Source organism: Pseudoduganella plicata, assembly GCF_004421005.1.
GTDB lineage: Bacteria > Pseudomonadota > Gammaproteobacteria > Burkholderiales > Burkholderiaceae_D > Rugamonas > Rugamonas plicata.
The window spans coordinates 1,700,725-1,723,720 of record NZ_CP038026.1 but is presented as its reverse complement, the minus strand read 5'-3'; the positions used below and the strand labels follow the sequence as shown (position 1 = coordinate 1,723,720).

21 protein-coding genes are annotated in these 22,996 nt (G+C 64.7%); 8 read left to right on the top strand and 13 right to left on the bottom strand.

The window, feature by feature from the left end:
* Positions 1-18: 18 nt before the first annotated feature.
* The 6 genes from E1742_RS07530 to E1742_RS07505 form a co-directional block, all read right to left on the bottom strand.
* Positions 19-1,023 (bottom strand): FHA domain-containing protein, encoded by a 1,005-nt coding sequence (locus tag E1742_RS07530; RefSeq protein WP_229466619.1) that lies wholly within the window; start codon positions 1,021-1,023, stop codon positions 19-21.
* Complete coding sequence (locus tag E1742_RS07525) at positions 1,020-2,399, bottom strand: S1 family peptidase (protein WP_134384306.1); 1,380 nt, start codon at positions 2,397-2,399, stop codon at positions 1,020-1,022. The genes E1742_RS07530 and E1742_RS07525 overlap by 4 nt, the downstream gene beginning before the upstream one ends.
* 170 nt (positions 2,400-2,569) lie before the next feature.
* Positions 2,570-4,801, bottom strand: a complete 2,232-nt coding sequence (locus tag E1742_RS07520; RefSeq protein WP_134384305.1) for a TonB-dependent receptor domain-containing protein — start codon at positions 4,799-4,801, stop codon at positions 2,570-2,572.
* Between the two features lie 35 nt (positions 4,802-4,836).
* Positions 4,837-5,271, bottom strand: coding sequence for a TonB-dependent receptor plug domain-containing protein (locus E1742_RS07515; RefSeq protein ID WP_134384304.1), 435 nt, complete (start codon positions 5,269-5,271; stop codon positions 4,837-4,839).
* A 207-nt stretch (positions 5,272-5,478) separates the two neighbouring features.
* Entirely contained in the window at positions 5,479-6,714 is a 1,236-nt protein-coding gene (locus tag E1742_RS07510; protein ID WP_166793443.1) for a cyanophycinase, read from the bottom strand.
* A 71-nt stretch (positions 6,715-6,785) separates the two neighbouring features.
* Positions 6,786-7,394: a hypothetical protein gene (locus E1742_RS07505; protein ID WP_134384302.1), complete on the bottom strand. Its 609-nt coding sequence runs from the start codon at positions 7,392-7,394 to the stop codon at positions 6,786-6,788.
* 249 nt (positions 7,395-7,643) lie between these two features.
* Here E1742_RS07505 and E1742_RS07500 point away from each other — a divergent pair, with 249 nt between their 5' ends.
* Positions 7,644-8,225, top strand: coding sequence for a hypothetical protein (locus tag E1742_RS07500; protein ID WP_134384300.1), 582 nt, complete (start codon positions 7,644-7,646; stop codon positions 8,223-8,225).
* Positions 8,226-8,285: 60 nt separating this feature from the next.
* Here E1742_RS07500 and ribA read toward each other — a convergent pair whose 3' ends face one another.
* Positions 8,286-8,936, bottom strand: coding sequence for a GTP cyclohydrolase II (gene ribA / locus E1742_RS07495; RefSeq protein WP_134384298.1), 651 nt, complete (start codon positions 8,934-8,936; stop codon positions 8,286-8,288).
* 111 nt (positions 8,937-9,047) lie between these two features.
* On the bottom strand, positions 9,048-9,749 hold the full coding sequence (locus E1742_RS07490) for a pirin family protein (RefSeq protein WP_134384296.1): 702 nt from the start codon (positions 9,747-9,749) through the stop codon (positions 9,048-9,050).
* Positions 9,750-9,909: 160 nt separating this feature from the next.
* Here E1742_RS07490 and E1742_RS07485 point away from each other — a divergent pair, with 160 nt between their 5' ends.
* The 3 genes from E1742_RS07485 to E1742_RS07475 all read left to right on the top strand — a co-directional run bounded on the left by E1742_RS07485 (position 9,910) and on the right by E1742_RS07475 (position 14,065).
* Complete coding sequence (locus E1742_RS07485; RefSeq protein ID WP_134384294.1) at positions 9,910-10,875, top strand: LysR substrate-binding domain-containing protein; 966 nt, start codon at positions 9,910-9,912, stop codon at positions 10,873-10,875.
* 81 nt (positions 10,876-10,956) lie between these two features.
* Positions 10,957-11,937: an EAL and HDOD domain-containing protein gene (locus E1742_RS07480; RefSeq protein ID WP_134384292.1), complete on the top strand. Its 981-nt coding sequence runs from the start codon at positions 10,957-10,959 to the stop codon at positions 11,935-11,937.
* Complete coding sequence (locus E1742_RS07475) at positions 11,930-14,065, top strand: putative bifunctional diguanylate cyclase/phosphodiesterase (RefSeq protein WP_134384290.1); 2,136 nt, start codon at positions 11,930-11,932, stop codon at positions 14,063-14,065. The genes E1742_RS07480 and E1742_RS07475 overlap by 8 nt, the downstream gene beginning before the upstream one ends.
* Before the next feature lie 160 nt (positions 14,066-14,225).
* Here E1742_RS07475 and E1742_RS07470 read toward each other — a convergent pair whose 3' ends face one another.
* A complete protein-coding gene (locus tag E1742_RS07470) occupies positions 14,226-14,585 on the bottom strand; it encodes a KGG domain-containing protein (protein ID WP_134384288.1) in 360 nt (119 codons plus the stop codon).
* Positions 14,586-14,874: 289 nt separating this feature from the next.
* Here E1742_RS07470 and E1742_RS07465 point away from each other — a divergent pair, with 289 nt between their 5' ends.
* On the top strand, positions 14,875-15,270 hold the full coding sequence (locus E1742_RS07465) for a PPC domain-containing DNA-binding protein (RefSeq protein ID WP_134384287.1): 396 nt from the start codon (positions 14,875-14,877) through the stop codon (positions 15,268-15,270).
* Here E1742_RS07465 and E1742_RS07460 read toward each other — a convergent pair.
* Positions 15,267-15,485, bottom strand: coding sequence for a DUF3820 family protein (locus E1742_RS07460; protein ID WP_134384285.1), 219 nt, complete (start codon positions 15,483-15,485; stop codon positions 15,267-15,269). The two genes, E1742_RS07465 and E1742_RS07460, sit on opposite strands and share 4 nt — an antisense overlap.
* A gap of 101 nt (positions 15,486-15,586) precedes the next feature.
* Between E1742_RS07460 and E1742_RS07455 the strand changes: the two genes are divergently transcribed.
* Positions 15,587-16,792: an MFS transporter gene (locus E1742_RS07455; RefSeq protein ID WP_134384283.1), complete on the top strand. Its 1,206-nt coding sequence runs from the start codon at positions 15,587-15,589 to the stop codon at positions 16,790-16,792.
* Between the two features lies 1 nt (position 16,793).
* On the opposite strand, the gene E1742_RS07450 is transcribed toward E1742_RS07455, so the two are convergent.
* The 3 genes from E1742_RS07450 to dgt all read right to left on the bottom strand — a co-directional run bounded on the left by E1742_RS07450 (position 16,794) and on the right by dgt (position 19,447).
* The gene (locus E1742_RS07450) at positions 16,794-17,108 is read right to left on the bottom strand and encodes a DUF3861 domain-containing protein (protein WP_134384281.1); all 315 of its coding nucleotides are present in this window, start codon (positions 17,106-17,108) and stop codon (positions 16,794-16,796) included.
* A 63-nt stretch (positions 17,109-17,171) separates the two neighbouring features.
* On the bottom strand, positions 17,172-18,224 hold the full coding sequence (locus E1742_RS07445) for an acyl-CoA dehydrogenase family protein (RefSeq protein WP_134384279.1): 1,053 nt from the start codon (positions 18,222-18,224) through the stop codon (positions 17,172-17,174).
* Positions 18,221-19,447 carry a dGTP triphosphohydrolase gene (gene dgt / locus E1742_RS07440; protein WP_134384277.1) on the bottom strand — a complete coding sequence of 409 codons (1,227 nt, stop codon included), beginning with the start codon at positions 19,445-19,447 and terminating at the stop codon, positions 18,221-18,223. Before dgt ends, E1742_RS07445 begins: the two co-directional genes overlap by 4 nt.
* Before the next feature lie 115 nt (positions 19,448-19,562).
* Here dgt and E1742_RS07435 point away from each other — a divergent pair, with 115 nt between their 5' ends.
* Both E1742_RS07435 and sppA read left to right on the top strand, forming a co-directional pair.
* Positions 19,563-21,035 (top strand): sodium:solute symporter, encoded by a 1,473-nt coding sequence (locus tag E1742_RS07435; protein WP_134384275.1) that lies wholly within the window; start codon positions 19,563-19,565, stop codon positions 21,033-21,035.
* A 56-nt stretch (positions 21,036-21,091) separates the two neighbouring features.
* Positions 21,092-22,966, top strand: coding sequence for a signal peptide peptidase SppA (gene sppA, locus E1742_RS07430; RefSeq protein WP_134384273.1), 1,875 nt, complete (start codon positions 21,092-21,094; stop codon positions 22,964-22,966).
* The last annotated feature ends 30 nt before the right edge of the window (positions 22,967-22,996 follow it).

Sequence of the window (22,996 nt, the reverse complement as noted above, 5' to 3'; positions counted from 1 at the left end):
ATCCGGCCATTGTACAGGTCAGCTGCCGTCACCACCGTCCGTTTCGTCGTCGTCGCCGTCCTCGGGAATCGCCTCGCGGCGATCGCGGTCGGCCGCGCCGCGCAGCCGCGCGGCGTCGCCGAAGAAGTCGTCCACGCTGTGTTCGGGGCTCTGGCGGATCTCCGGCGGCAGCAGCACCGACATGTACGGCTCGTCGGCCGGATGGCCGTTGTTCTGCAGGTTGCTCATCAGGACCAGCCCGGAGCCGGCGCCCAGCAGCAGCGCGCAGGCCGTCACCAGCCGGCGCGGCGAATAGTGCGGCCGGATCGTGCGCAGGTGGAAGTACACCATGCCGCAGGCGATCAGGATGATGGCATGCCGGCCATAGCGGGTAAACGCCTCGGCCGACCAGGCAAAGGCCAGCACGGACGACATGGTCTTCCATGCGCCGATGGCGATCAGGCCTGCACCGAGAATGAACAGGTGCCGCCCCAGCCGGGCATGGCCGGCGAACAGCCGGTTGATCAAGGCCCAGACGCCGCTCCAGACGAGGCCCGCACCGAGGCCGGAGGCGATCGTCAGCAGGTATTTGATGGCCTGGAAGGACTCGGTGTCCGTCAGCGCCTGGTCGATGCCCACGAACAGCGCAATCAGCGCCACGCCGGCCACGGCGGGCACGCCGCCTTCCCACGCATGCATCGTGGTATCCGTCACTTCCTGCTCGACGGGGAAGCGGGCGTCGCGCACGCGCACGCGCGTATGCCCCAGCCGCACGATCGTCGTGCCGTCCAGCGGCACGGCCTTTTCCCGCCTGCCGTGCAGGACGATGCCGTTCTGGCTGCCCGCATCGCGCAGCAGCAGTCCGCCATCCTCGCCCGCTTCCAGCACCGCGTGGTGCGGTGCCGTGTGGGCGTCGTCGAGGATGACGTCGTTGTCGTAGCCGCGCCCGATCGTCACGGGCAGTGTGTCGCAGCGCTGGCGCGACAGCACGTCGCCATTGCGCGCCAGGACTTCGACGAAGCACGGAAGATGCAGGGCCGTCATCGCTTGTCCTCGCGCGCCAGCGCTTCGACGAACGCACGCGCGCTGCGCATGCCGTTGTCGTACGAGACGCCGCGCACGTCGAGCCGGCTTTGCAGGTTCATCAGCGCGTCGTCCGTGCTTGCCGTCAGCACGGTGAAGTCATACAGGCCGGCGAACTTGCGGTAGGCGCGCACGCACATCACGGCGCGCATCGGCATCGACTTGTTGCGGATGAACTGTTCCGTGCAGGTGGGACCCGTCAGGCGCTTGTCCGTATGGCTGCCCAGCGATTCGTTCTTGAACGACGCCGACGACAGCTGGGCGAAGCGAATGCGGTCCAGCCCCGTGCTGCGCATGAACTGGTGCCGGATGCCGACCTGGCCCGTCTGCAGCGAATCCGAGACATAGACGGCCGACTGCATCGCGCAGCTGGTGTTGTCCACGGCAAAGGGCTTCTCGCCACGCGCATTCGCTTCGGCGTTCGATTCGCCCCAGCAGCGCATCTGCTCGGACTCACGCACCGGCACCTGGTAGGGGCCCATGCTTTTCATTGTCAGGGAGCCGGACAGCAGCTGGTCCACCATCGCCTTCTGGTGTGCCAGCAACTGCTGCGTGACGATGCCCGTGAAGTCCTGCGGCGGCTTCGCGTTCGGATCGACGCGTTTCAGCAGCTCCTGGGCATAGCGGATCGGTACAAGGAAACTGACCAGCTCCCCGTCCAGACGCTTCGACACGTTGACGCCGGCCACTTCGCCATCGGCCGTCACGGCGGGGCCGCCGCTCATGCCCGCGTTGATCGGGCCGGAAAACATCAGCTGATCGTAGAACGTGCGCGAGATGACGCCGTTGTAGGCGCCTTCGGAAATGGCAAAGCCCAGGTCGAGCGGATTGCCGAGCGAGTACAGATACTGTCCCTGCGCTAGCCTGACGGTGCCGTCGGCCAGCTTGAAGGACCCCGTGCCGTACCGGTTGACGCGCACGACGGCCAGGTCGTGCAGCACGTCCACCGCCAGCAGCTCGATATTGCCGCGCTGCCCCGCCGTGTCGACCCATTCGCCAGTGTACGTTTCCGGGTCGAGCGCGAACTGCGATACGACGTGGTAGTTGGTCAGCACCAGATTCGACGTGCCGACCAGGAAGCCGGAGCCCACCGACGACTGCGTCCGGCCGCTTCTCAGCAGCGAGCGCACCTGCAGCAGGTCGGCCTTGGCCGCCGAGTACAGCTTCTGTGCGGCGGACGACGGTGTCGGCAATTGTGGCTGGCCGGGCGCCGCTGCGGGAGCGGGCAGGACAGGCTTTGCCGGTCGGGCAGCAGGCGACGGCGCGGCCAGCGCGGCACTGGCGTAACCGAGGAGGGTCAACGAGGTTAGAGTGCGGGCAAGCCTGGACAGTCTCATGCGGTTCCTGAGCTTCGGTGGTATCCGAAACAGTGTACCTTATGAAACTTGCAGTGCGGCAGGCCAGGGTGCAAAGGCGGGTAAAGACGCGCCGGGCTTAAGGGAGGTTTAAGGCCGTCCGACGCTTGAAGCCCCGCTGTCGTACGGCGCGACAGCGGGGCCGATGCCGATTATCTGAACGAATATGCCAGCGCGCCGTAGAACTGGCGCCCGCGCGGATCCGTATAACTGGGATCGTAGCCGACCGAAAAACTGAACAGCTGGTTCGAGCGCGGGGGATTCTTGTCGAGCAGGTTCTTGATGCCGGCCCGCAGTTTCAGTCCGGCCGAAATCTGATACCCGCCGGTGAGGTCGAGCAGCGAATACGAGTCGACGCGGTGGACCGACCCGTCGGCCAGCAGGTTCTGGTCGCGATAGCCGCTCAGATACGTTTGCTGCAGGGTCAGGTTGAGCGGGCCGCGTTCGTAGTCCAGGCTGACCGTATGGCGCCAGCGCTGGATGATCTGGTCGTTGGTATAGATGCCCAGCGCGCTGATATCGGGACCCTCGGTCGTTTCGCGCGTCTTGTAGTCGAACACATAAGTGCCGTTGAGCGATACGGCAAATCTGCCGAAGCCGGTGGCCGGCAGGCGCCAGTTGATGCCCAGGTCGGCGCCCGACGTTTTCAGCGAACCGATGTTGCGCAGCCGCGAATCGATCGACAGGATCGGCCCCGGGATACCCGGCAGGGCCGGATCGGGATCCCCACGGAGGATGTAGGCGGCATTGCGCACCGGATCGGTGAAGTAGGAGCCTTCCGGCGAGACGATCACATCGGTTTTCTTGATGCGCCAGTAGTCCAGTGTTGCGGTGATGTCGCGCTGCGGCTCGAACACCAGCCCCAGCGAATACTGCTTCGATTCCTCCGGGCGCAGCGATGCCGAGCCGCCCCTGAGCTTGTCCGGCTGCAGGCCGCAGTAATCGGGATTGTCGGTGTTGTCGATGGCCCCGACTTTGATGCAGCCGAGCGGGTCGTTGTAGATGCCGTTGGCCTGGCCCAGCCGCACCGGACTGTACAGGTCGGCAAGGGAGGGCGCCCGGAAGCCCGTGCCGAACGAGCCGCGCACGACCAGCTGCTGCAACGGGTCCCAGCGCACGCCAACCTTGGGATTGGTCGTCGAGCCCACGTCGTTGTAGCGGTCATGGCGCAGCGCGAGCTGCGCTTCCAGACTTGCCAGCACCGGCAGATTGAATTCGGCATACACGGCCTTGACATTGCGCCCGCCCGAGAAGGGCGTCGCCTCGCCTTCGCCGCGGATTTCCCCGGCCGCCAGCAGCGCCGATGGCGTGAACGACATCTTCTCGCGTCGGTATTCGGCGCCGAGCGCAAGGGCCGCTTTGCCGCCGGCCATGTCGAACAGGTCGCGCGTGGCCTTGATATCGAACGAGTCGGTCGTGCCGCGCGAGTGGCGCGCCAGGTCGTTGATCTTGGCCGCGGCCAGCAAGGCTTGCCCTTCGGGACCGGATGGGCCGAACGGGTTGATCTTGCCGGTCGCGAACGCCGCGTCGAACAGCGAAGTCCTGACGTAACCGTCGACGTACTTGTCGTCGACCTTGTTGACGCTGTGATTGAGCGCCATGTCGTAGTCCCAGCCCAGCGCAAGTCCCTTACCGCCGAGCACCATGCGCGTGGCCGTGGCGTCGATGTCGTTCGTGCGCGGTCCGCCTTCGACCAGGCGCATGTTGACGTTGAGCGGTGTCTTGTCGCTCGTCACCATGGCATGGGGATAGTATTGCCCGGCCAGGGGATAGATCTCGCCGGAGATCGTCAACGCGCTGATGCGGTAGGTGGTCGAGGTTTCGTTGACGAGCAATTCGCCGTACAAGGTCGTGTCCTTGTCGAGCGCATACTGGCCACGCGTGAGCAGCGACACACGCTTCGAATCCGGGAAGAGCTCGGTGTCCTGCATGTAATCGTACATGCAGGCAGCCGGGCCGACGAAGCTGTCCGGCGCGTACACGGTGGCCGGTGGATTGCAGGCCGGTGCGCTGGGATTCATCCGCGGGCCGGTGGCGGTGATGCCATTGGCGCGCGTACGGCGGAAGTTGGCGGGAAACGTATTGGAACTGCCCGAATCGAGATTGATATCGGGCTGATAGGCCGAACCGATCCAGCTGCGCTGCGAAGAGCGCAGGCTGCCCGTGTCCTGGTAGTCCAGCACGGCCAGCACGTTGTAGCGGTCCGTCGCCAGATTGCCGATGCCCCCCGACAGGGTTGCCATCGCCTTGCGCGCGCCGCCGTGCTGGGTGTCGGCATAGTAAGCACTGGCGTCCACGCCTTCGTAATTGCGGCGCGTGATGAAGTTGATCACGCCGCCGATGGCATCGGTACCGTAAATGGCCGACGCACCGTCCTTGAGCACTTCGACCCGGTCGATTGCCGCCGACGGGATTGCGTTCAGGTCGACGCCGGCGTTGCCGCCGGGGAAGCAAAGTTGGCCAGGCGCCGGCCATTGAGCAGCACGAGAGTTGACGAAACACCGATGCCGCGCAGGTTGGCGCCGTTGAAACCACGCTGGCCGGCAATGTCGCTGAAGCTGGCGCCGTCGGTCAGCGCGGCCGTGTTGGCGGACACCTTCGACAGCAATTCAGCCGCCGTGGTGGTGCCGCTCTTTTCGATATCGGCGCGGGTGATCAATTGCACCGGCAACGCGGTTTCGGCATTCAGGCGCTTGATCGAAGAGCCGGTGATTTCGACTCTTTGCATCGGTTGCGCCTCCTGCGCGGCGGCCGGCAACGCCAGCAAGCCCGCGGTAGCGGTGATGCTGAAGGTTTCAAATAAACGGATGGCGATACGCTTTGGAACCGGCCGGTTCCCGTGCTGATATGACATTCAATCCCCCTGGCTCGTGCTTTTACACTAGCGCGGGCCGGGCAATTGATCAATGGATTCCGTTCGATTTTTACTTATTGATCACAATGTGTAAAAAATAAGACATTCTGGCGCCGATAAGATGCGGAAGCCGGGCGCGTTCAGGGTGCCCTTACACGGGTGCACCCCGGCGAATACGGAACAGGCTCGCGAAGATGTCGATGGCGCTTAATACCAGTCCGCCGGGAATAAGGTGCCAGAGGTGACATCCAGCTGCTTATACAACGGCACGCCGGTCCAGTCGGTAAGATTGAAAACAGTATTCGAGTCCGCCAGTTTTCTTACCTCAACGTCGGAAACAGTCAGCGGTGTTTTAGGTGCGCACACGCCTGGCGGGACCGAGGGGCGGACAAAATAGACGGCACTTTCCGTTGTGGCCGAAGGGTTGCTGACCCGTTTTGCCGTCACTGGTTTCCCGCTGCCATTTCCCTGTACCAGCAATGCCGTCTCGACACCGATGCCGATACCGCGTGCCGTCGTTTTGCCGCTGGAGGATGCGGGAAGTACACCGCCGGGACATCCGACGGTACCGGTGGGCGTGATCGTCGGCGCCACGATCCGTGAAATAAACGCGATGAAACGGCCCATGCGATCGCGGGTGTCGAAATGCGAATCGAAAATCAGGCTTGCCAGTGCTGGGGGCGCGATAAAGCCGCCTTGCAGACTCAGCGGAGCTGGATCGAAAGTAATGTCCTTGTAGTAAGGATCAGCCATCGATAACTCCGATGTGGCTGATTTATAGAGCGCCGAGTAATCGAATTGTCCAAGCACCGCCAACCCTGCGCTGGTACCGCCGACAGGGACGTTTTTCTTCATCAGCGCGTTCAACGTCTGTTCCAGTGCCGTGCCTTTCCAGAAGCGGATGTAATGACTCTGGTCGCCACCGGCGATAAAGACGACGTTGGCCCTGGACAGGATGGCGTTGACGGCCGGGCTGTTGGCCGCTTTGACGCTTGGAATCACCAGCGTCTCCACGGATGTCAGACCCAGCGAGGCGCCGCCTACCCACAATTCGGCAATCGTGTCCGCGGTCGACAATGTATCGTCACTGTAGAAAATATACGGGTTGTAAGCCTCCGTCCCGGTAGCCCGGATCACGACAAAGCGTCCACCGGTGCCCGGTCTGATGCCAGCCCGCTGGATCAACCATCGGAAGGCAGAATCCACGTCGGGACCGCCACCCATCAATACGAACGATGGCGTCGGGAGAGCCGACGGAGCGGTGACAACGGCATCGACATCGCCCGTGGCGAAATAGGAATAAAGAGGGATTGGATGGGCAGGCTCGAAAGTGGGTTCCGCAGATACCGGGCTGGCGGCAAACACCGATGCCAGGAGGAGAACGATCCAGCGCCGACCGCCGGATAACCCGACGAGCAATTGGTGGAAAAAGCGTGTCAACATGGTGTCGGGCTCCGGTAACGATCGATGTGGCGGGGGAAAACAACTGATCCGGACATTGAAGGGCGCCTTTGTTATGAATGACGCCGCCCGAAGGCGGTTGCGGCCAACAGCAGGCCGCCCAGCATCATGGCAACAGCCGGCGGCTCGGGCACTGGAGCAATACCGAAGGTCAGTGTGCCGGAGTTCCATACCCCCTCGGGCTCGTCGAATGCCAGATCCTTGAAGCCGTCATGGAATTCGAGGCGCAGGATGCCATCGGTGCCCACGGCAAAAATCCGACCCAGTTCGCCCAGCTCCTGGAAGCCCGCGTAATCCGCGGTGCCGTCGAAATCGTCGCCATTGCCAGGTGTGAAAGTCACGCCGTTGCCCAGGGTATCGCTGAAGGTAATCTTCATTTCGGACAGGTAGCTGCCGGCATAAGCCGTTACGTTGACGTCCCACCTGAGGCTGGTGATGGATGCTCTGGGTCCCACGTAAAAGTCCAGAATGACATTGCTGACAGCGCCTCGCTCGTCATTGTTCAGGATGCCGGTGGTGTCGACCACCAGTTCATGCGTTGCAGTTTGCTGAGCAGTTAATCCCTCTACGCCGAAGCCCTTTGCCTGCACCGTGCCGACACTCATTGCCGCAGCAGCCACCAGCAACGCCAGCAGGTACCGCATCACGTTAGTCTCTGTCATGATATTTCCCTGAATAAATACCACTGCAATCTGGCAAACTATCTGATGGGAAGGTCGGTATCGGGATCCGGATGAGCTTGATGGGCGCCGATTGCACGATACAAGTTCATTGTATAGCTATCTCGTGCTGGCGAATCGTCGATGCCGGGAAAATAATCGGGCTAGCGAATGGAAGAGAAACGAAACTTGCCTCGGATGTTGGTAATATGCACTGAACGGCAATGACCGATACGAGAGGAATGAGACGCTGTGTTCAGGAATTTTTTCACGCTGCTGATATCGACCCTTCTCGCCGCAACGGCCGCCGCGGAAGAAGTCCCGGATATTGTCATCCAGTATGCCGATACGTTCACCCAATCACAGGCCGGTAACGGACTGTCCGATCAGTTAAGTCCGGGCCGCAGCCTGCACGAAGAATACGCGACCTGGTTTTTTCAGGGTATGACGCATCCACACAATAGGATTTCACCGGGCTCCAGCCTGATGCGGGACGCCTGCGCACGTGGCCAGCGTTGGTGGCGTGAGCATCCCTTTGAACGCGGCAGGATGATGGCGCAGTACGGCTATACGGTTGTCGAGCGAGAAGGCGTCTGGTCGCAAGGATTCGAGAAAAGTGTTTTTGCGTCAGGCGTCGCTGGCGAAGCAGGGTGGTGGATGACCACGTTGGGCGGCCGGGCGTGGAACGAGGTGGGCCTGACGCAGGCCGACAGGAGGGCGCCGGCAACGCGCGTACGGATCGTGGGATACCTGAGTCCGAAGGGGCGCTATGGCCACATCGGCGGCTACGAGCGCGAAGTGCTGGTCACGTCGGCCGTGCGTGTCGAACCGTGAACCACCGATTGTGCAGCCGGGGGGAGCCAGGCACCCGAGGCGCCCGTTCCCGACGATACCTTACTGCTCGCCGTCCGTCGTCGCAGTCGCCACGACCGGCGTCATCATGTGCCCCAGCTTGAGTGCCTTCGTATTCAGGTAGTGCTGGTTGAAGACGTTGCGGTTGACCAGCAGCGGCACCCGTTCGGACACCGGCACGCCCAGCTTTTCCATCGCGGCGATCTTGCGCGGGTTGTTCGTCATCAGCCGCAGGCTCTGCACGCCGAACTGCTGCAGCATAGGCGCCACCAGTTCGTAGCTGCGCTGGTCCGGTTTGAAACCCAGCTGCTCGTTGGCCTGGACGGTGTCCGCGCCCGCTTCCTGCAGGCGGTAGGCGCGCATCTTGTTCAGCAGGCCAATGCCGCGGCCTTCCTGGCGCAGGTACAGCAGCACGCCGCGGCCTTCGGCGGCAATACGCTGCAGGGCGCCTTCCAGCTGGGCACCGCAGTCGCAACGCTGCGAGAACAGCACATCGCCCGTCAGGCATTCGCTGTGCACGCGTGCCAGCACCGGTGCGCCGTTGCCGATATCGCCCAGCACCATCGCCAGGTGTTCCTTCCCGGTCGAGTGCTCGACAAACGCATGCAGCGTAAATTCCGCCCACGGGGTGGGCAGCGCGCAGGACGTGACGTAAGCGAGATCGGTGACAGGGGCAGGGGCGGCGGGTTGCATAGGTTGCTCTTTTCGGATCGGACAAAACAAGACGAGGTGCGTAGAACGCACCCGTCATCATAGCAAAGATTGGCATGACGGCCCGGGGCCACCTCCCCGGGCCGCCGGCCCTCAGTACGGCAAGTCGAACAGCAGGACTTCAGCCGCTTCGGCCTGGCCCAGCGTGATGACCGTTTCGGCCGTGACCTTGAGCGCATCGCCCCCCGCCAGCGCGGTGCCGTTGACGGTGACGCTGCCGCGGATCGCGTGCACATACGCGGTCCGGCCTTGCGCCAGGGTGTGCGTGACCGCGTCCGTGCCGTCCAGGATCGTCGCGTAGATCGCCGCATCCTGGTGGATGACGACGGAACCATCACGGCCATCGTTCGATGCGATCAGGCGCAGCTGGCCTGCCTTGCTTTCCGGCGTGAAGTGCTTTTCCTCGTAACCGGGCTCGATGCCGGTTTTGCCCGGCTGGATCCAGATCTGCAGGAAGTGCAGGCCTTCCGTTTTCGAATGGTTGAACTCACTGTGGCGCACGCCGGTGCCGGCGGTCATCCGTTGCACGTCGCCGTAGTGCAGCACCGAACCGTTGCCCATGCTGTCCTTGTGTTCCAGTGCCCCTTCCAGGACGTACGAAATGATTTCCATGTCGCGGTGGCCGTGGGTGCCGAAACCCTGGCCGGGGGCGACGCGGTCTTCGTTGATGACCAGCAGGGGGCCGAAACCGGTGTGCTCCTCGTCGTAGTAGCTGCCGAACGAGAATGTGTGGCGCGATTTGAGCCAGCCGTGGTTGGCGAGACCGCGGTCGTCCGATTTACGTACTTGCAGCATGGTGAGCTCCTTTGATTAGGTTATGCGATAATTTGCAGCAATTTGCGATCGTTTCGAAGGATGGTGTTTCTGTTTCCTGCCTCGATGAAAGCAGTATAGACCTGCCTGTCCGTTGTAAAAAAACGGAAAATTTGTCGTCCTATTATCGAAAAAATCGAACATGCTCCGACTAAGCCTTGAAGCCTTGCAGATTGTCGATGCCATCGACCGGCGCGGTTCTTTTTCCGCCGCCGGCAAGGAGCTGCACCGCGTGCCGTCCACCATCTCCTACACCGTCGGCAAGCTGGAAGACGACCTGGGTGTGCAGGTCTTCGAACGCAACGGGCCGCGGGTCGAGCTGACCCGTGCGGGCCGCGAGCTGCTGAAGGAGGGACGCTATCTCCTGAAGGCGGCACAGGACCTCGAGCATCGCGTGCGCCGCGTGGCTTCCGGCTGGGAGACCGAGCTGGCCATCGGCCACGATTCGATGTTTTCCAGCATGGCGTTCGACATCGATATCCGAGCCTTCTACGATCTGGCGCGGCAGACCCGCCTGCGCATCGTGCAGGAGGCGCTGTCCGGCGGCTGGGAGGCCCTGCTGGACCGGCGCGTCGACCTGATCGTCGGCGTGCCCGGCGACGGCCCGGCCGGCGGCGGCTATGTGTCGCAGCCCATCGGCACGCTGGACTGGGTGTTCGCCGTCGCGCCGACGCATCCGCTCGCGGCCGTGCCCGGCCCGCTGGGACGCAACGAACTGCAGCACCACCGCGCCATCGTCATGGCCGACTCGGCGCGACAGATGGCGCCCCGTACCGTGGGACTGCTGCTGGGGCAGGAGACGCTGACGGTGCCGGACATGACGGCCAAATTCCAGTATCAGCTGGCGGGGCTGGGTTTTGGCTTCCTGCCGGAACCATGTGCGCGAGCGGCGGTCGCGGCCGGTCTGCTGGTCGAGAAGGCGGTGGAAGAGCCGAAACCGGCCGAAACGTTCTACCTGGCGTGGCGCACGGGCGAGGCCGGTGCCGCGCTGAACTGGTGGCTGGAGCGCATGCGCCGCCCCGCGCTGTTCGAACACTTGTGCCGTTACGTGCCGACGCTGCCAACCATTGCGGTGAGTCAAGAAAAGAGCAATGCGATCAACGGCTGAGCGGGGAAAGTGTTGACGAGTGCCAACTGTTTGGGGTACCATAGCCGTTCCCTGCCACGCGCGCCCAGCCTCCGCCCGCTCATGAATACTCCGCCTGTCTTCCTGCAACTCCTCGCCGATCGTGCCGGCAAGCCGGCCGCGCTCGCGTTCTGCGCGCCGGCTGACGCCACGGCGGCACAATTGCCCTCCCTGCTGGCCGACCTCCCCGGGCAGCTGCCTTGTTATTACCGCGTCGGCGTGTCGCCGGACATGGCGGAGGCGCTGGACAACGCCCGATGGCAACCGCTGCCGGTCGATGCCGTGCTGTGCGCCGATGCGCCCTTTGCGCACGTGCCGCCGGGCGTAAAGCTCGTCGAAGGCGACTGGCCGCTGGCCCCGCCAGCGAGTGCTGGCGGCAAGCACGCCGCCTCGCGCGCACTGGCGCTGCAACTGGTCCAGCTGGTCAGCTGCGACGCGGACACGCATGAAATCGAAGCATTGCTGCGACGCGATCCAACCTTGTCCTACCAGCTGTTGCGCCTCGTCAATTCGCTCGGCATGACGGGCGGCACGGCCCGCAAAATCACCAGCTTCTCGCAGGCGATTCTGATTCTTGGCCGGCACCAGCTGCGGCGCTGGCTGAACCTGATGCTGTTCGCCGCCCGCGAAGGGGACGTGCGCTCGGCGATGCTGCTGGCGCGCGTGTCGGTGCGGGCCCGGCTGATGGAACTGCTGGCGCGCGCGACGGGCCTCGACAAGCACAACCAGGAGGGGGCGTTCATGACCGGAATGTTCTCGCTGCTGGGTGTCCTGTTCGGCAGCCCGCTGCAGGACGTGCTGGCGCCGCTGGCCATCGGCGACGCCGTCCAGCGCGCGCTGCTGGTCGGCGACGGCGAACTGGGGGCATTGCTGGCCATTGTCTGTGCCGCCGAGCGCTGCGATGGGGCGAGCGTCGGTGTCGGATTGGGTGCCGCGGGCCTGGACGTGGCCGACTTCAACGGCATGGTCGTCGACGCCCACCTGTGGATGCTGGGCGTCATCAGCGACATCGGGCAGGAGACTGGAGGCAAGCGCGATGCTTGAGCCGGCCATCGACCATTGCCTGGATCTCGTGCGGTCCGCGCGCAGCCAGCAGGCGCAAGAAGACGCGCCGGCCCTGGCGCATACGCTGTCCGAGCTGGAAGCGGTCCTGCTGCGCCAGCAGGAACTGACCGCGGCGATGCGGCTGGACCTGGCAGGCTACGTCATGGGCTGGAACGCCGGCGCCGAGCAGCTGTTCGGCTACACGGCCGCCGAAGCGGTCGGCCGCCACGTGCTGTTCCTGTACGCCGAGGACGATGAGGCGGGCGAGATCGCGGAACTGCTCGCCGACCCCGCCGGCACCGTGACGGACGTGCGCCGGCGCAAGAAGTCCGGCGACGTGATCTGGGTACGGCTGTCGATCGAAGCGATCCGGGACACCGCGAGCGAGCCGTCCGGCATGACGATCCGCCTGGCACCAGCGACCGGCGCACGGGCGGAGTACGAACAGAACAGCCTGCACGCCCGCATCATCGAAGACAGCGACCAGGGCGTGCTGATTACGGATGCGCAGGAGCGGATCGTGTCGATCAACGGCGCGTTCACGCGCATTACCGGCTATGCGATGGCGGAAGTGATCGGCCGCACCCCCGATCTGCTGAGCGCGGGCGTGTCCGACGCCGACCTGCGCGCCGAAGTGCGCGCGGCCATGCAGGGCAACGGCGCCTGGCGCGGCGAGATCATCGGCAAGCGCAAGAACGGCGAGCTGTTCCCCCAGTCCGTGACGGTCAGTGCCGTACGTGATGAGCGTGGCCGCGTCAGCCATACGTTCTCGCTGTTTTCCGACATCAGCTCGCACAAGGATGCGGAGGTGCGCATGCAGCGCCTGGCCAATTACGACGCACTGACGGGCCTGCCCAACCACGGTCTGCTGCTGCAACTGCTGGGGCAGGCAATGGCGGAGGCGCGCCGCACCCGCGAGCATGGCGCGCTGCTGGTGGTCGAAGTGGCGCGGCTGGGTTCGATCAGCGACACGCTGGGGCACGATGTCGGCAACGCGCTGCTGGCCGAGATCGCGCGCCTGTTGCGCGGCCGGCTGCGCGAGGGCGATCTGCTGGCGCGCCTGGGCGGCGGCAAGTTTGCCGTCGGCCTGCTGCGGGTGGAGAAGCGCGAACACGCGGCGCTGGTGGCACGCAAGCTGATCGACGCGCTGTCGGCACCGATCGCGGTCGGTGCCCATACGTTGCAGGTGGGCACGCACGTTGGCATCGCCGTCTTCCCGGAGGATGCGGGCGATGCCGACACGCTGCTGCGCGGCGCCGACGTGGCAGCGGCCCGGGCCGGCCAGAGCGACGACCCGGCGATCCTCTTCTTCAGCGAAGAGATGAACCAGCGTGCCAAGGAACACCTGCGCATCGAAAGCGAACTGCGCGACGCGCTGGCCAACGGCGAGCTGATGCTGTACTACCAGCCCAAGGTGAGCCTGCGCAGCGGCCGCATCGTCGGCGCCGAGGCGCTGCTGCGCTGGCGTCACCCGGTGCGCGGACTGGTGTCGCCAGGCGTGTTCATTCCCGTGGCGGAAGAGACGGGACTGATCACGGAACTGGGCAACTGGGTCGTGGAGGAGGCGTGCCGCCAGATCCAGCAATGGCGCGAAGCGAACGTCATCATGCCGCCCATTGCCGTCAACCTGTCGGCCCGGCAGTTCGACCGCGGCCTGCCGCAACGGATGGCCCAAGCGCTGGAGCGCTATGGCGTGAATCCGGAGCAGCTGATGCTGGAAATCACGGAGAGCCTGCTGGTGCGGGGTGCCGAGACAGTGATCGCCATCATGAATGAGCTGGTCGCGATGGGGCTGGCGCTGGCGCTGGACGACTTCGGCACCGGGTATTCGAGCCTGGCTTACCTGAAGAAGTTCCCGATCAGCACATTGAAGATCGACCGCGCTTTCGTTGTGGGTCTGCCGCACGAGGAAAACGATTGCGCCATCGCCCGCGCCATCGTCACGATGGGTCAGCAGCTGCGCCAGGAAATCGTGGCCGAAGGCGTCGAAACGATGGAGCAGATGGACTTCCTGCGCGGGCTGGGCTGCGACCAGCTGCAGGGCTACCTGTTCAGCCAACCCGTGCCGGCCGCCGACTTCGAGCGCATGCTGCGCGAAGGAAAGCGGCTCGCGTTCACGGGGCGCTGACGTCCGAGTATGGCTGAGCCCGCGTTCAGGGGGGACACGGATTGGCTGTCTCTGTTTCCGTTTCTGTTGCGGCCACCACGGCAAAAGCCGCTCTCGTGAGCGGCTTTTGTTGTCCCCGGCGGGGACAGTGCGCCTGGGCGCGTTGCGTGACGGCCCGCGCTTAGCGCTTGTCGTCGTTTTTGCTGCTTTGACGGCCCGCTGCTGCGTGCTGCTCAGGCGTGCCGCCGCGGGTGCTCCCGCCGCTGCCTGCATTGTTGCCCCCGCCGCCACCGGAGCCCTGCGAGCCGCTCTGACGGTTGCCGTCGTTCTTGTGGCTCATGCTGCCGGCCTTGCGTGCTTCCTCGGAGGTGAATTCGTGCGCATTGCCAGATGCGTGTGCGGCGCGGCCACCTTCGCTGGCGATTTCGCGCTGACGTTGAGGATCCATGGAAGCGAAACCGCGATTGCTGGTATCGCCGCTCTGGCTGTTACCCTTTTTGCCGCCTTCCTTGTTACCGCCGCCTTGGTTGGATGATGCCATGGTTCTCTCCTTGTATGATTTGAATATTGCACATCCTTTACTCGACCGGCGGGTCGGAAGCCCGATTGCTCGTCGTCGCTGGTGCAAGTTGGGTAAAGGAGCGCTCATCTTAGGCCCGAGGGCTGGTCCTTTTTATAAGAGCTCAGGAGGGTATTTTGTAGGACAAAAGCCAACCAAAAAGTAACACAGCAATTGCAATATTTCACAGATCCACGTGCCCTTGAGTGCTGACAATGCCTCGTAAAGTCGGGTTGAAAGAACGCCATAACGTCACCGGAAAGACAGCACAATGCAGCCTGTACCGCTCAGATTAATGCCCGGCACCGATCTGCGCGCCGCTATTGGAGGGGCGCTGGCCGCGCACGGTGCCACTGCCGCGTTCGTCCTCCAGGGCATCGGCAGCCTGTCAGTCGCGCAGCTGCGCTATGCCGGGAAACCGGCCTGCGCCGAACTGCGGGGCGACCTGGAAATCCTGACGCTGGCGGGCAGCGTGTCGCGCGACGGCGTGCACCTGCATATGAGCGTTTCCGACGCGCAGGGTCACGTACACGGCGGCCACGTCGGTCCGGGCTGCATCGTCCGCACGACGGCGGAGCTGCTGATGGCATTGCTGCCCGGGCACGCATTCGCACGCGAGCACGACCCGGCCACGGGTTACCCGGAGCTGACGATCCGGCCCGCCTAGGGCATCCGGCGCAGCGGGTCGAGCAGGCCACGCAGGTCGTTGTGGTCCAGCTCGTACATCAGGGCCAGCAGCGCACCCAGCTCCCCGTTGGGAAAGGCGCCTTCCCGCGCCATCCAGCCCAGGTAATGGCCAGGCAGGTCGGCCAGTTTGCGTCCCTGATATTTACCGTAGGGCATCTCACGGGTGAGGAGAAGGGAAAGCGATTGCGGGATCATTTATTATTGCGATGGAGTCAAATATGTTCTGTCTGAGCCGGTATTTTTCGAAACAATAAAAACCCGGATACTGCATGGCCTCGACTTTAACAGGAGTTGCCATGCCTATTGCCCTACTGGCGCTGACGATCAGCGCCTTCGCCATCGGGACCACGGAGTTCGTCATCGTCGGTCTCTTGCCCACCATTGCCGCCGACCTGGGCGTGACGTTGCCCTCCGCCGGTCTGCTCGTGAGCCTGTACGCCCTCGGGGTCGCTGTCGGCGCCCCTGTCCTAACCGCCCTGACGGGGAAGGTGCCGCGCAAGCTGTTGCTGCTGTCGCTGATGGTACTGTTCACCGCCGGCAACCTGCTGGCGTGGCAGGCGCCCGGCTATACCTCGCTGGTCGCGGCCCGCATCCTGACCGGCCTCGCCCACGGCGTGTTCTTCTCGATCGGCTCGACGATCGCCACGTCGCTGGTGCCGAAAGAGAAGGCAGCCAGCGCGATCGCCATCATGTTTACCGGCCTGACGGTGGCGCTGGTGACGGGCGTGCCGCTGGGGACGTTCATCGGCCAGCACTTCGGCTGGCGCGAGACGTTCCTGGCCGTGTCTGCATTGGGGGTGATTGCCTTCATTGGCAGCCTGCTGTTCGTGCCGAAGACGATCCGCCACGCGCCGCCGGCGTCGCTGCTGCAGCAGGTGCAGGTGCTGGGCCAGCCCCGGCTGCTGCTGGTGTACGCCATGACGGCTGTCGGCTACGGCGGCTCGTTCATCGCCTTCACGTACCTGGCGCCGATCCTGCAGCGCGTAGCCGGCTTCGGCGCCAACGCTGTTTCTCTTGTGATGCTGGTGTACGGCGTGTCGGTCGCGTTCGGCAATATCTGGGGCGGCAGGCTGGCCGACCGACGCGGGCCCATCAGTGCCCTGAAGATCATCTTCCTGGGCCTGGCGGCCGTGCTGTTGCTGCTGACCTTTACGGCCGCCGATCAATGGCTGGTCGTGCTGACGGTGCTGCTGTGGGGCGCTGTGGCGTTCGGTAACGTGGCGGGATTGCAGGTCTACGTGGTGCAGCAGGCCGAGCACTTCACGCCGCGCGCCGTGGATGTCGCTTCAGGCCTGAACATTGCTGCGTTCAATCTCGGCATTGCCGGCGGCGCCTGGGGTGGCGGCCATATCGTCGAAAAGCTGGGACTGGTTCACACGGGCTGGATCGGCGCGCTGGTGGTGCTGGGTGCGTTCGGGCTGACGGCGCTGTCCGGCCGGCTGGACCGGCTCAATCCCCGCCCGGCCGCAACCCGGACCGAGCGGACCGTCGCAGCGCACTGAGTTATTTCGGTATGGGCTCGGCCGGCAACGCCGGGCCTTTTTTCAGTTCTTTCATGAACTGCTGGAAATGCGGACGGAACGACGCAAACAGCGGATGGTCCTTCTGCTCCAGCATCACCTCGCTGAACAGTTTCAGACCGACGGCAAACGACGTGGCGGAATGCTCGTCGAAATCCCCCCGGCTGCGCATGCGGCGGACGATGGCAATGATGTCGTCATGGTTGCCCACGTCGAATTGCAGCGGCTCGTGGGAGGAGCGGGCGCCTTCGGCGTCCGTCAGGTGTTCCAGTGTGACACGATATCGATGTTGTTTCATGATGGCCTCCTTTCAACCGCCCAGTATAGCGCCGCCGCGGCCGGGCCAGCGCATGCTTGCCGCTTATCCTGCGGGCACCAGCATCGCATGCTGCGTGGCCGTATGAAAGTCGCGCCAGACGCGGTTGATGTCGCTGTCGCCGTGCGCCGCCTGCAGGCCGCAATACGGGTAGATCGTATCGACTGCCTGCCGGCAGGTTTCCACCATGGCCAGTGCGACCCTCTGTAACGCGACGCTGTCGACCTCGGCGCCGGCCACCGCGGCCGCCCAGGCGGCGTCCAGCGCCGCGTAGAATTCGCATTGAGCCGTGTCCATGGCCGCGGTGGCGTTGGCCAACCGCGCCGCCACGGCCGGCAGCTCGACGACGGCCAGGCCGGTCGCCGGATGCCGCCGTGCCGTCAGCAGCGGGCGGGCCAGAGCCAAGAAGTGCTGCGCCATGCCCAGCAGGTTGGCGCCCAGCGTGACGAACGCGAGCGGCATGAACGGGAAGCGGTACAGCGGTCCGGGCGCCGTCGCCGCTTCCGGCGCAATGGCAAAGCCGTGATCGGCCGGCACCCAGGCATCGTCGATCCGATAGCTGTGCGAGGCGGATGCGCGCAGGCCGATGCTGCGCCATGTGGGCTCCACCGTCACGTGCCGCGCCGGCACGATGAAGGCGCGGATGCGCGGGCGGCCGGCTTCGTCGAGCAGCACCTGGCCCCGTTCGCGCAGGACGGCGTTCAGCGTGAAGTGCGTCGCCATCGGCGCGCCGCTGGCGTAATCCCAGCGGCCCGTGATGCGAAAGCCGTCGCCTTCCTTGTCCGCGTAGCCGGTGGGCGCGCCGCTGCCGGCCACGCAGACGTCGGGCGTGGCCATGATCGCGCGCGCGCGTTCCGGCGCAAGGAAGCCGGCGAACCAGAGCGCGCCCGCGCACAAGGTGACGACCCAGCCCATGCTCCCATCGCGCGCCGCGATGGCCTGTTCCAGCCGTACCACGTCCGGCAGCGGCAGCTCCGCACCGCCGCAGGCACGCGGCGCCAGCATGCGCAGCCAGCCTTCCCGGTGGATGAGGGCCTGCTGCGCCGGCGCCAGCCAGCCCTCAAGGTCCGCCGCGCGGCACGCCGCCTCGTCGATCATCGGGCCTTCCAGTAGATCTCGTCCAGGCTGCCCTTGCCGAAGTATTTTTCGTATTCCTGCGCGGCGGACGAATCCATCATGCCCGCGATGTAGTCGATGACGAGCCGTTCGCGCGAGTCCGTCAGGCAGCGCAGCTCCGGCGGCAGCAGCACGTTGTCCTTGTTGTACGCCTTGTCCGTCAGGACTTCGAACAGCCCGCGGATGATCTTCTCGCCCCGTTTCTCGTACAGTTGCACGTCCTTCTTGCGCAGGATCGCCTTCCACAACAGGCTTTTCAGGCCGGTGGCCAGCGCGCCCATCGAGCGGTAGCCCAGTTCGGGGCCATGTTCGCCATCGACGACGCCGATGTCGCGGCACAGCTCGTGGACGATCTGCGACGTCATCTCCTTGCGCAGCACGATGGAGTATTCCTCCGAGCTGGCCTGTGCCTCGGACTTCAGCGCTTCCTCGTGGGCGCCGTGGGCGATGCGCGAGAACGGCTCGAACGCGTCGGCGAACTTCTGGCTGATCTTGAACTCATGCAGGATCTCGCCCCACGTGATGATGCCGAAGCTGAGCGCATCCTCCAGGTCGTGCGCGGCGTACGCGATTTCGTCGGACAGGTCCATGATCTGCGCATCGATGCTCTTGCGGATATCGAGGCCATGGCGCGCCAGTTCGCCGGACAGGAAGGCGTGGTCCTCGTCATACAGGAACTTGCGTTCGTTTTCGGCGCGCGTATAAAAATACTTGGTGATGCCCGCCAGCGAGCGCACCGTCAGATTCAGGCCTGCGTAGGCATGGTGCTTCTTCTCCAGCGTGCGCAGGATGCGGAACGCCTGCGCATTGCCCTCGAAGCCGCCCCAGTCGTTCCCCAGCTCGTTGAGGATCTTCTCGCCGTAATGGCCGAAGGGCGGGTTGCCCAGGTCGTGCGCCAGTGCGCAGGTCTCGGCCACGACGCTGCGTTCCAGGCCCAGGTCGGCGGCGATCGAGCGGGCGATCTGCGCCACTTCCAGGCTGTGCGTCAGCCGGTTGCGGTTGAAGTTGTTGGCGTCCACGCCCAGCAGCTGCATCTTGCCCTGCAGGCGGCGGAACGATGCGGAGTACAGCACGCGCGCGTAGTCGCGCATGCATTCCTCGCGGCCCTCGGCGCGGCCGTCCTTCTGCGCGTGGGCGCGGTATTCCAGCGGCAGGATGCGCCGCTCCTGTTCGCGGGCATAGGCTTTGGTGGCTTCGTCGTACATGGCGGCTTCCTTTCGTGGACACCGCGATTCTAGACGAGGCGCCTTGGCGTGTACATCGACGGCCGGTGTATATTCCTGCCCATTTTGCTGCCCAATTGAATCTGGATGGATGGTCATGTCTCCCGCTTTACTCTTTTTCGTCATCTTCGGCTACTTCGCATTGCTGCTCGCCGTAGCCTGGCGCACGTCGCGCAACGCCGACAACGACAGCTTCTTCATCGGTAACAAGAGCTCGCGCTGGGGCATGGTGGCTTTCGGCATGGTGGGTACCACGCTGTCCGGCGTCACCTTCATCAGCGTGCCGGGCGCCGTGGGCCGCGACGGCTTTGGCTACCTGCAGCTCACGCTGGGTTATGTGCTGGGCTACCTGCTCGTGGCTTTCGTGCTGCTGCCGCTGTATTACCGGCTGCGCCTGACGTCGATCTACCACTACCTGGGTATCCGCCTTGGCCGGCGCGCCTGCCAGAGCGGTGCCGCGTTCTTCATCGTCTCGCGCACGCTGGGCGCCACGGCGCGCCTCTACCTCGTCGTCAACATCCTGCAGGCGACGATCCTTGACCGCCTCGGCGTGCCGTTCTGGGCGACGAACCTCGTCATTCTGACGATGATCCTGCTGTACACCTACGAAGGCGGCGTGCGCACGATCGTCTGGACCGACATGCTGCAGACGGCCGGCATGCTGGCCGGGCTCATCACGTGCACGTGGTTCATGCTGCATCAACTGGATCTCGATGTGCCGGACAGCCTGGCGCGGATGGAGTCGGCAGGTCTTGCGCGCATCTTCGACTGGAACGTGGACAGCCCCGCCTACTTCTGGAAGCAGGTCGTGGCCGGCGCGTTCATCACCATCGCGATGACGGGCATGGACCAGGAGATGATGCAGAAGAATATCTCCGTGCGCACGCTGCCGGACGCGCAAAAGAACATGCTGCTGCTGACGTTCATCCTCGTGATGGTGCTGGCGCTGTTCCTGTTCCTCGGGGGGCTGCTGCACCTGTACGCTTCGCAAGCCGGCGTCACGGCCACGGGCGACAAGCTGTTCCCGGCCGTCGTCATGGAGCACCTGCCGGCGGCGATCCAGCTGATCTTCTTCATTGGCCTCGTCAGCGCGCTGTTCCCCAGCGCCGACGGCGCGATCACGGCGTTGACGTCGTCGTTCTGCATCGACCTGCTGGGTATCCAGCGCCGGCGGGACTTGCCGGAGACCAGCCGCTTGCGCTGGCGCCATCGCGTGCACCTGGGCTTCTGCGCGCTGTTCCTCGCGCTGGTGATGGTATTCAAATGGATCGACAGCGCCAGCATGATAGGCGTGATCCTGAAGCTGGCCGGTTACACGTACGGGCCGTTGCTCGGGCTGTTCGGCTTCGGCCTCCTGAGCCGGCGCGAAGTGCGCGACCGTTGGGTTCCCGCCGTGGTGCTGGCAGGTCCCGCGCTGTGCGCGCTGCTCGAATGGCAGCAGGGCGCCCTGTTCGGCAGCTACCGCCTGGGCCTCGAGCTGTTGCTCATCAACGGGCTGTTCGTCATGGCGGGGCTGTGGCTGATCTCGATGCCGGCCGTCCGCGACCCGGCTGTCGCCGTGGCGCGATAGTCAATTTCGCAATCGCCTGTTAAAGTCGAATACAACCAACATTTGCAGGAGTTCCGATGTCCCGATCCGTAGCATCCTACCTGCGCGGCGGCCTTGGCCGCATCTGGCGTTTCATCGACGTCAGCCGCCGCGCGGTGCTGAACCTGATTTTCCTCGCCATCGTCGTGGCGCTGCTGTATGCCATCTTCGGCGGCGGCGCCAAGCCGCTGGGGAACAAGACGACGCTGGTGCTCAATCTGAACGGCCAGCTGGTCGAGCAGACGCCGGGGGGCGCCAAACTGGCGCAGCTGGCCAATATCGGCGACGAGGACGCGCGCCGCTTCATCCAGCTGCGCGACGTGCTGAAGGTGCTGGACACGGCCGCGCGCGATCCGCAGATCGCGGGCGCCGTCCTCGTCATGGACGAGATGGAAGGCGGCGGCCAGGCCATGCTGCGTGAAATCGCGGCCGGCGTCGACCGCTTCAAGGCGAGCGGCAAGACTGTCGTCGCGTGGGGCTCCAGCTACAACCAGCGCCAGTACCAGGTGGCCGCGCATGCCAGCGAGGTCTACCTGCATCCGATGGGCGCCGTCATGCTGGACGGCTTCGGTCATTACCGCAACTACTACCGCGACGCGCTGGACAAGGTGGGCGTCACCGTCAACCTGATCAAGGTGGGTACGTTCAAGAGCGCGGCCGAGCCGTTCATCGGCAACGGTCCGTCCGACGCGGCCCGCGAAGCGGACGCCTACCTGAACAACGACCTGTGGAACCGCTACACGCAGGAAGTCGAGACGGCGCGCAAGATGCCGAAAGGGCTGATCATGAAGACGATCGACAACCTGCCGCAGGCATTGGAAGCCAACGGCGGCGACCTGGCGAAACTGGCGCAGCAGGTGAAGCTGGTCGATGGCCTGAAGACGCGCGACCAGATCCGCGAACTCGTCATGGGACGCGGGATGCCGGATGCGGAAGGCAAGTCGTTCCGCCAGGTCGGGTTCGACGAATACCTGGCGCGCCTGCGCCAGCCGGTGACGGGCGACGCCATCGGCGTCGTCATGGCTGTCGGCGAGATCGGCGACGGCGTCGCGGCGCCGGGCGCCATCGGCGGGCTGTCGACGTCGAACCTGATCCGCCTGGCGCGCGAGGACAACAGCATCAAGGCCATCGTGCTGCGCGTCGATTCGCCCGGCGGCAGCGCGTTCGGCTCGGAGCTGATCCGGCGCGAGCTGGAACTGACCCGCGCCGCGGGCAAGCCTGTTGTCGTTTCGATGGGTAACGTGGCCGCTTCGGGCGGTTACTGGATCTCGATGGCGGCCGACGAAGTCATCGCCGACCCGACGACGATCACCGGCTCGATCGGCGTGTTCGCGCTGTTCCCGACCGTGGATAAGGTCATGGACAAGCTGGGCATCCACAGCGCCGGCCAGCCGACGACGTGGCTGGGCGACGCGGGCAATCCCACCCGTCCCCTCGACCCGCGTTTCGGCCAGGTGCTGCAGGCATCGGTCAACCACGTCTATGGCGACTTCACAAGCCGTGCCGCCAAGGCGCGCCGGACGACGCCGGAGAAGATCGACGCCGTCGCGCAGGGCCGTGTGTGGACGGGCGCGCAGGCAAAAGAGCGCGGCCTGGTGGACACGCTGGGCAGCTTCGGCGACGCGTTGAAGTCGGCCGCGCAACGCGCCAGACTGACGGGTGACACGCGCATCGTCTATATCGAGCGGGAAGGCTCGAAGTTCGACAAGCTGGTGGAGTTCTTTGGCGGCTCCACCGCGCGTGCGCTGGCGAAGGTGTTCACCCAGGAAGCCGGCGTGGCGCTGGCCACGACGGGCGTACCGCTGGGCGTGGCGAAGAACGCCGCGCAGGAACTGAACTGGCTGAACGAAATGACGGCGCAGAGAAAGCCGTTCACGGTGCTGACGCACTGCCTGTGCGCGTCGCCTGAGTAGCAGCTTGGGGTTTGTTCCCGCTGGGGTCTG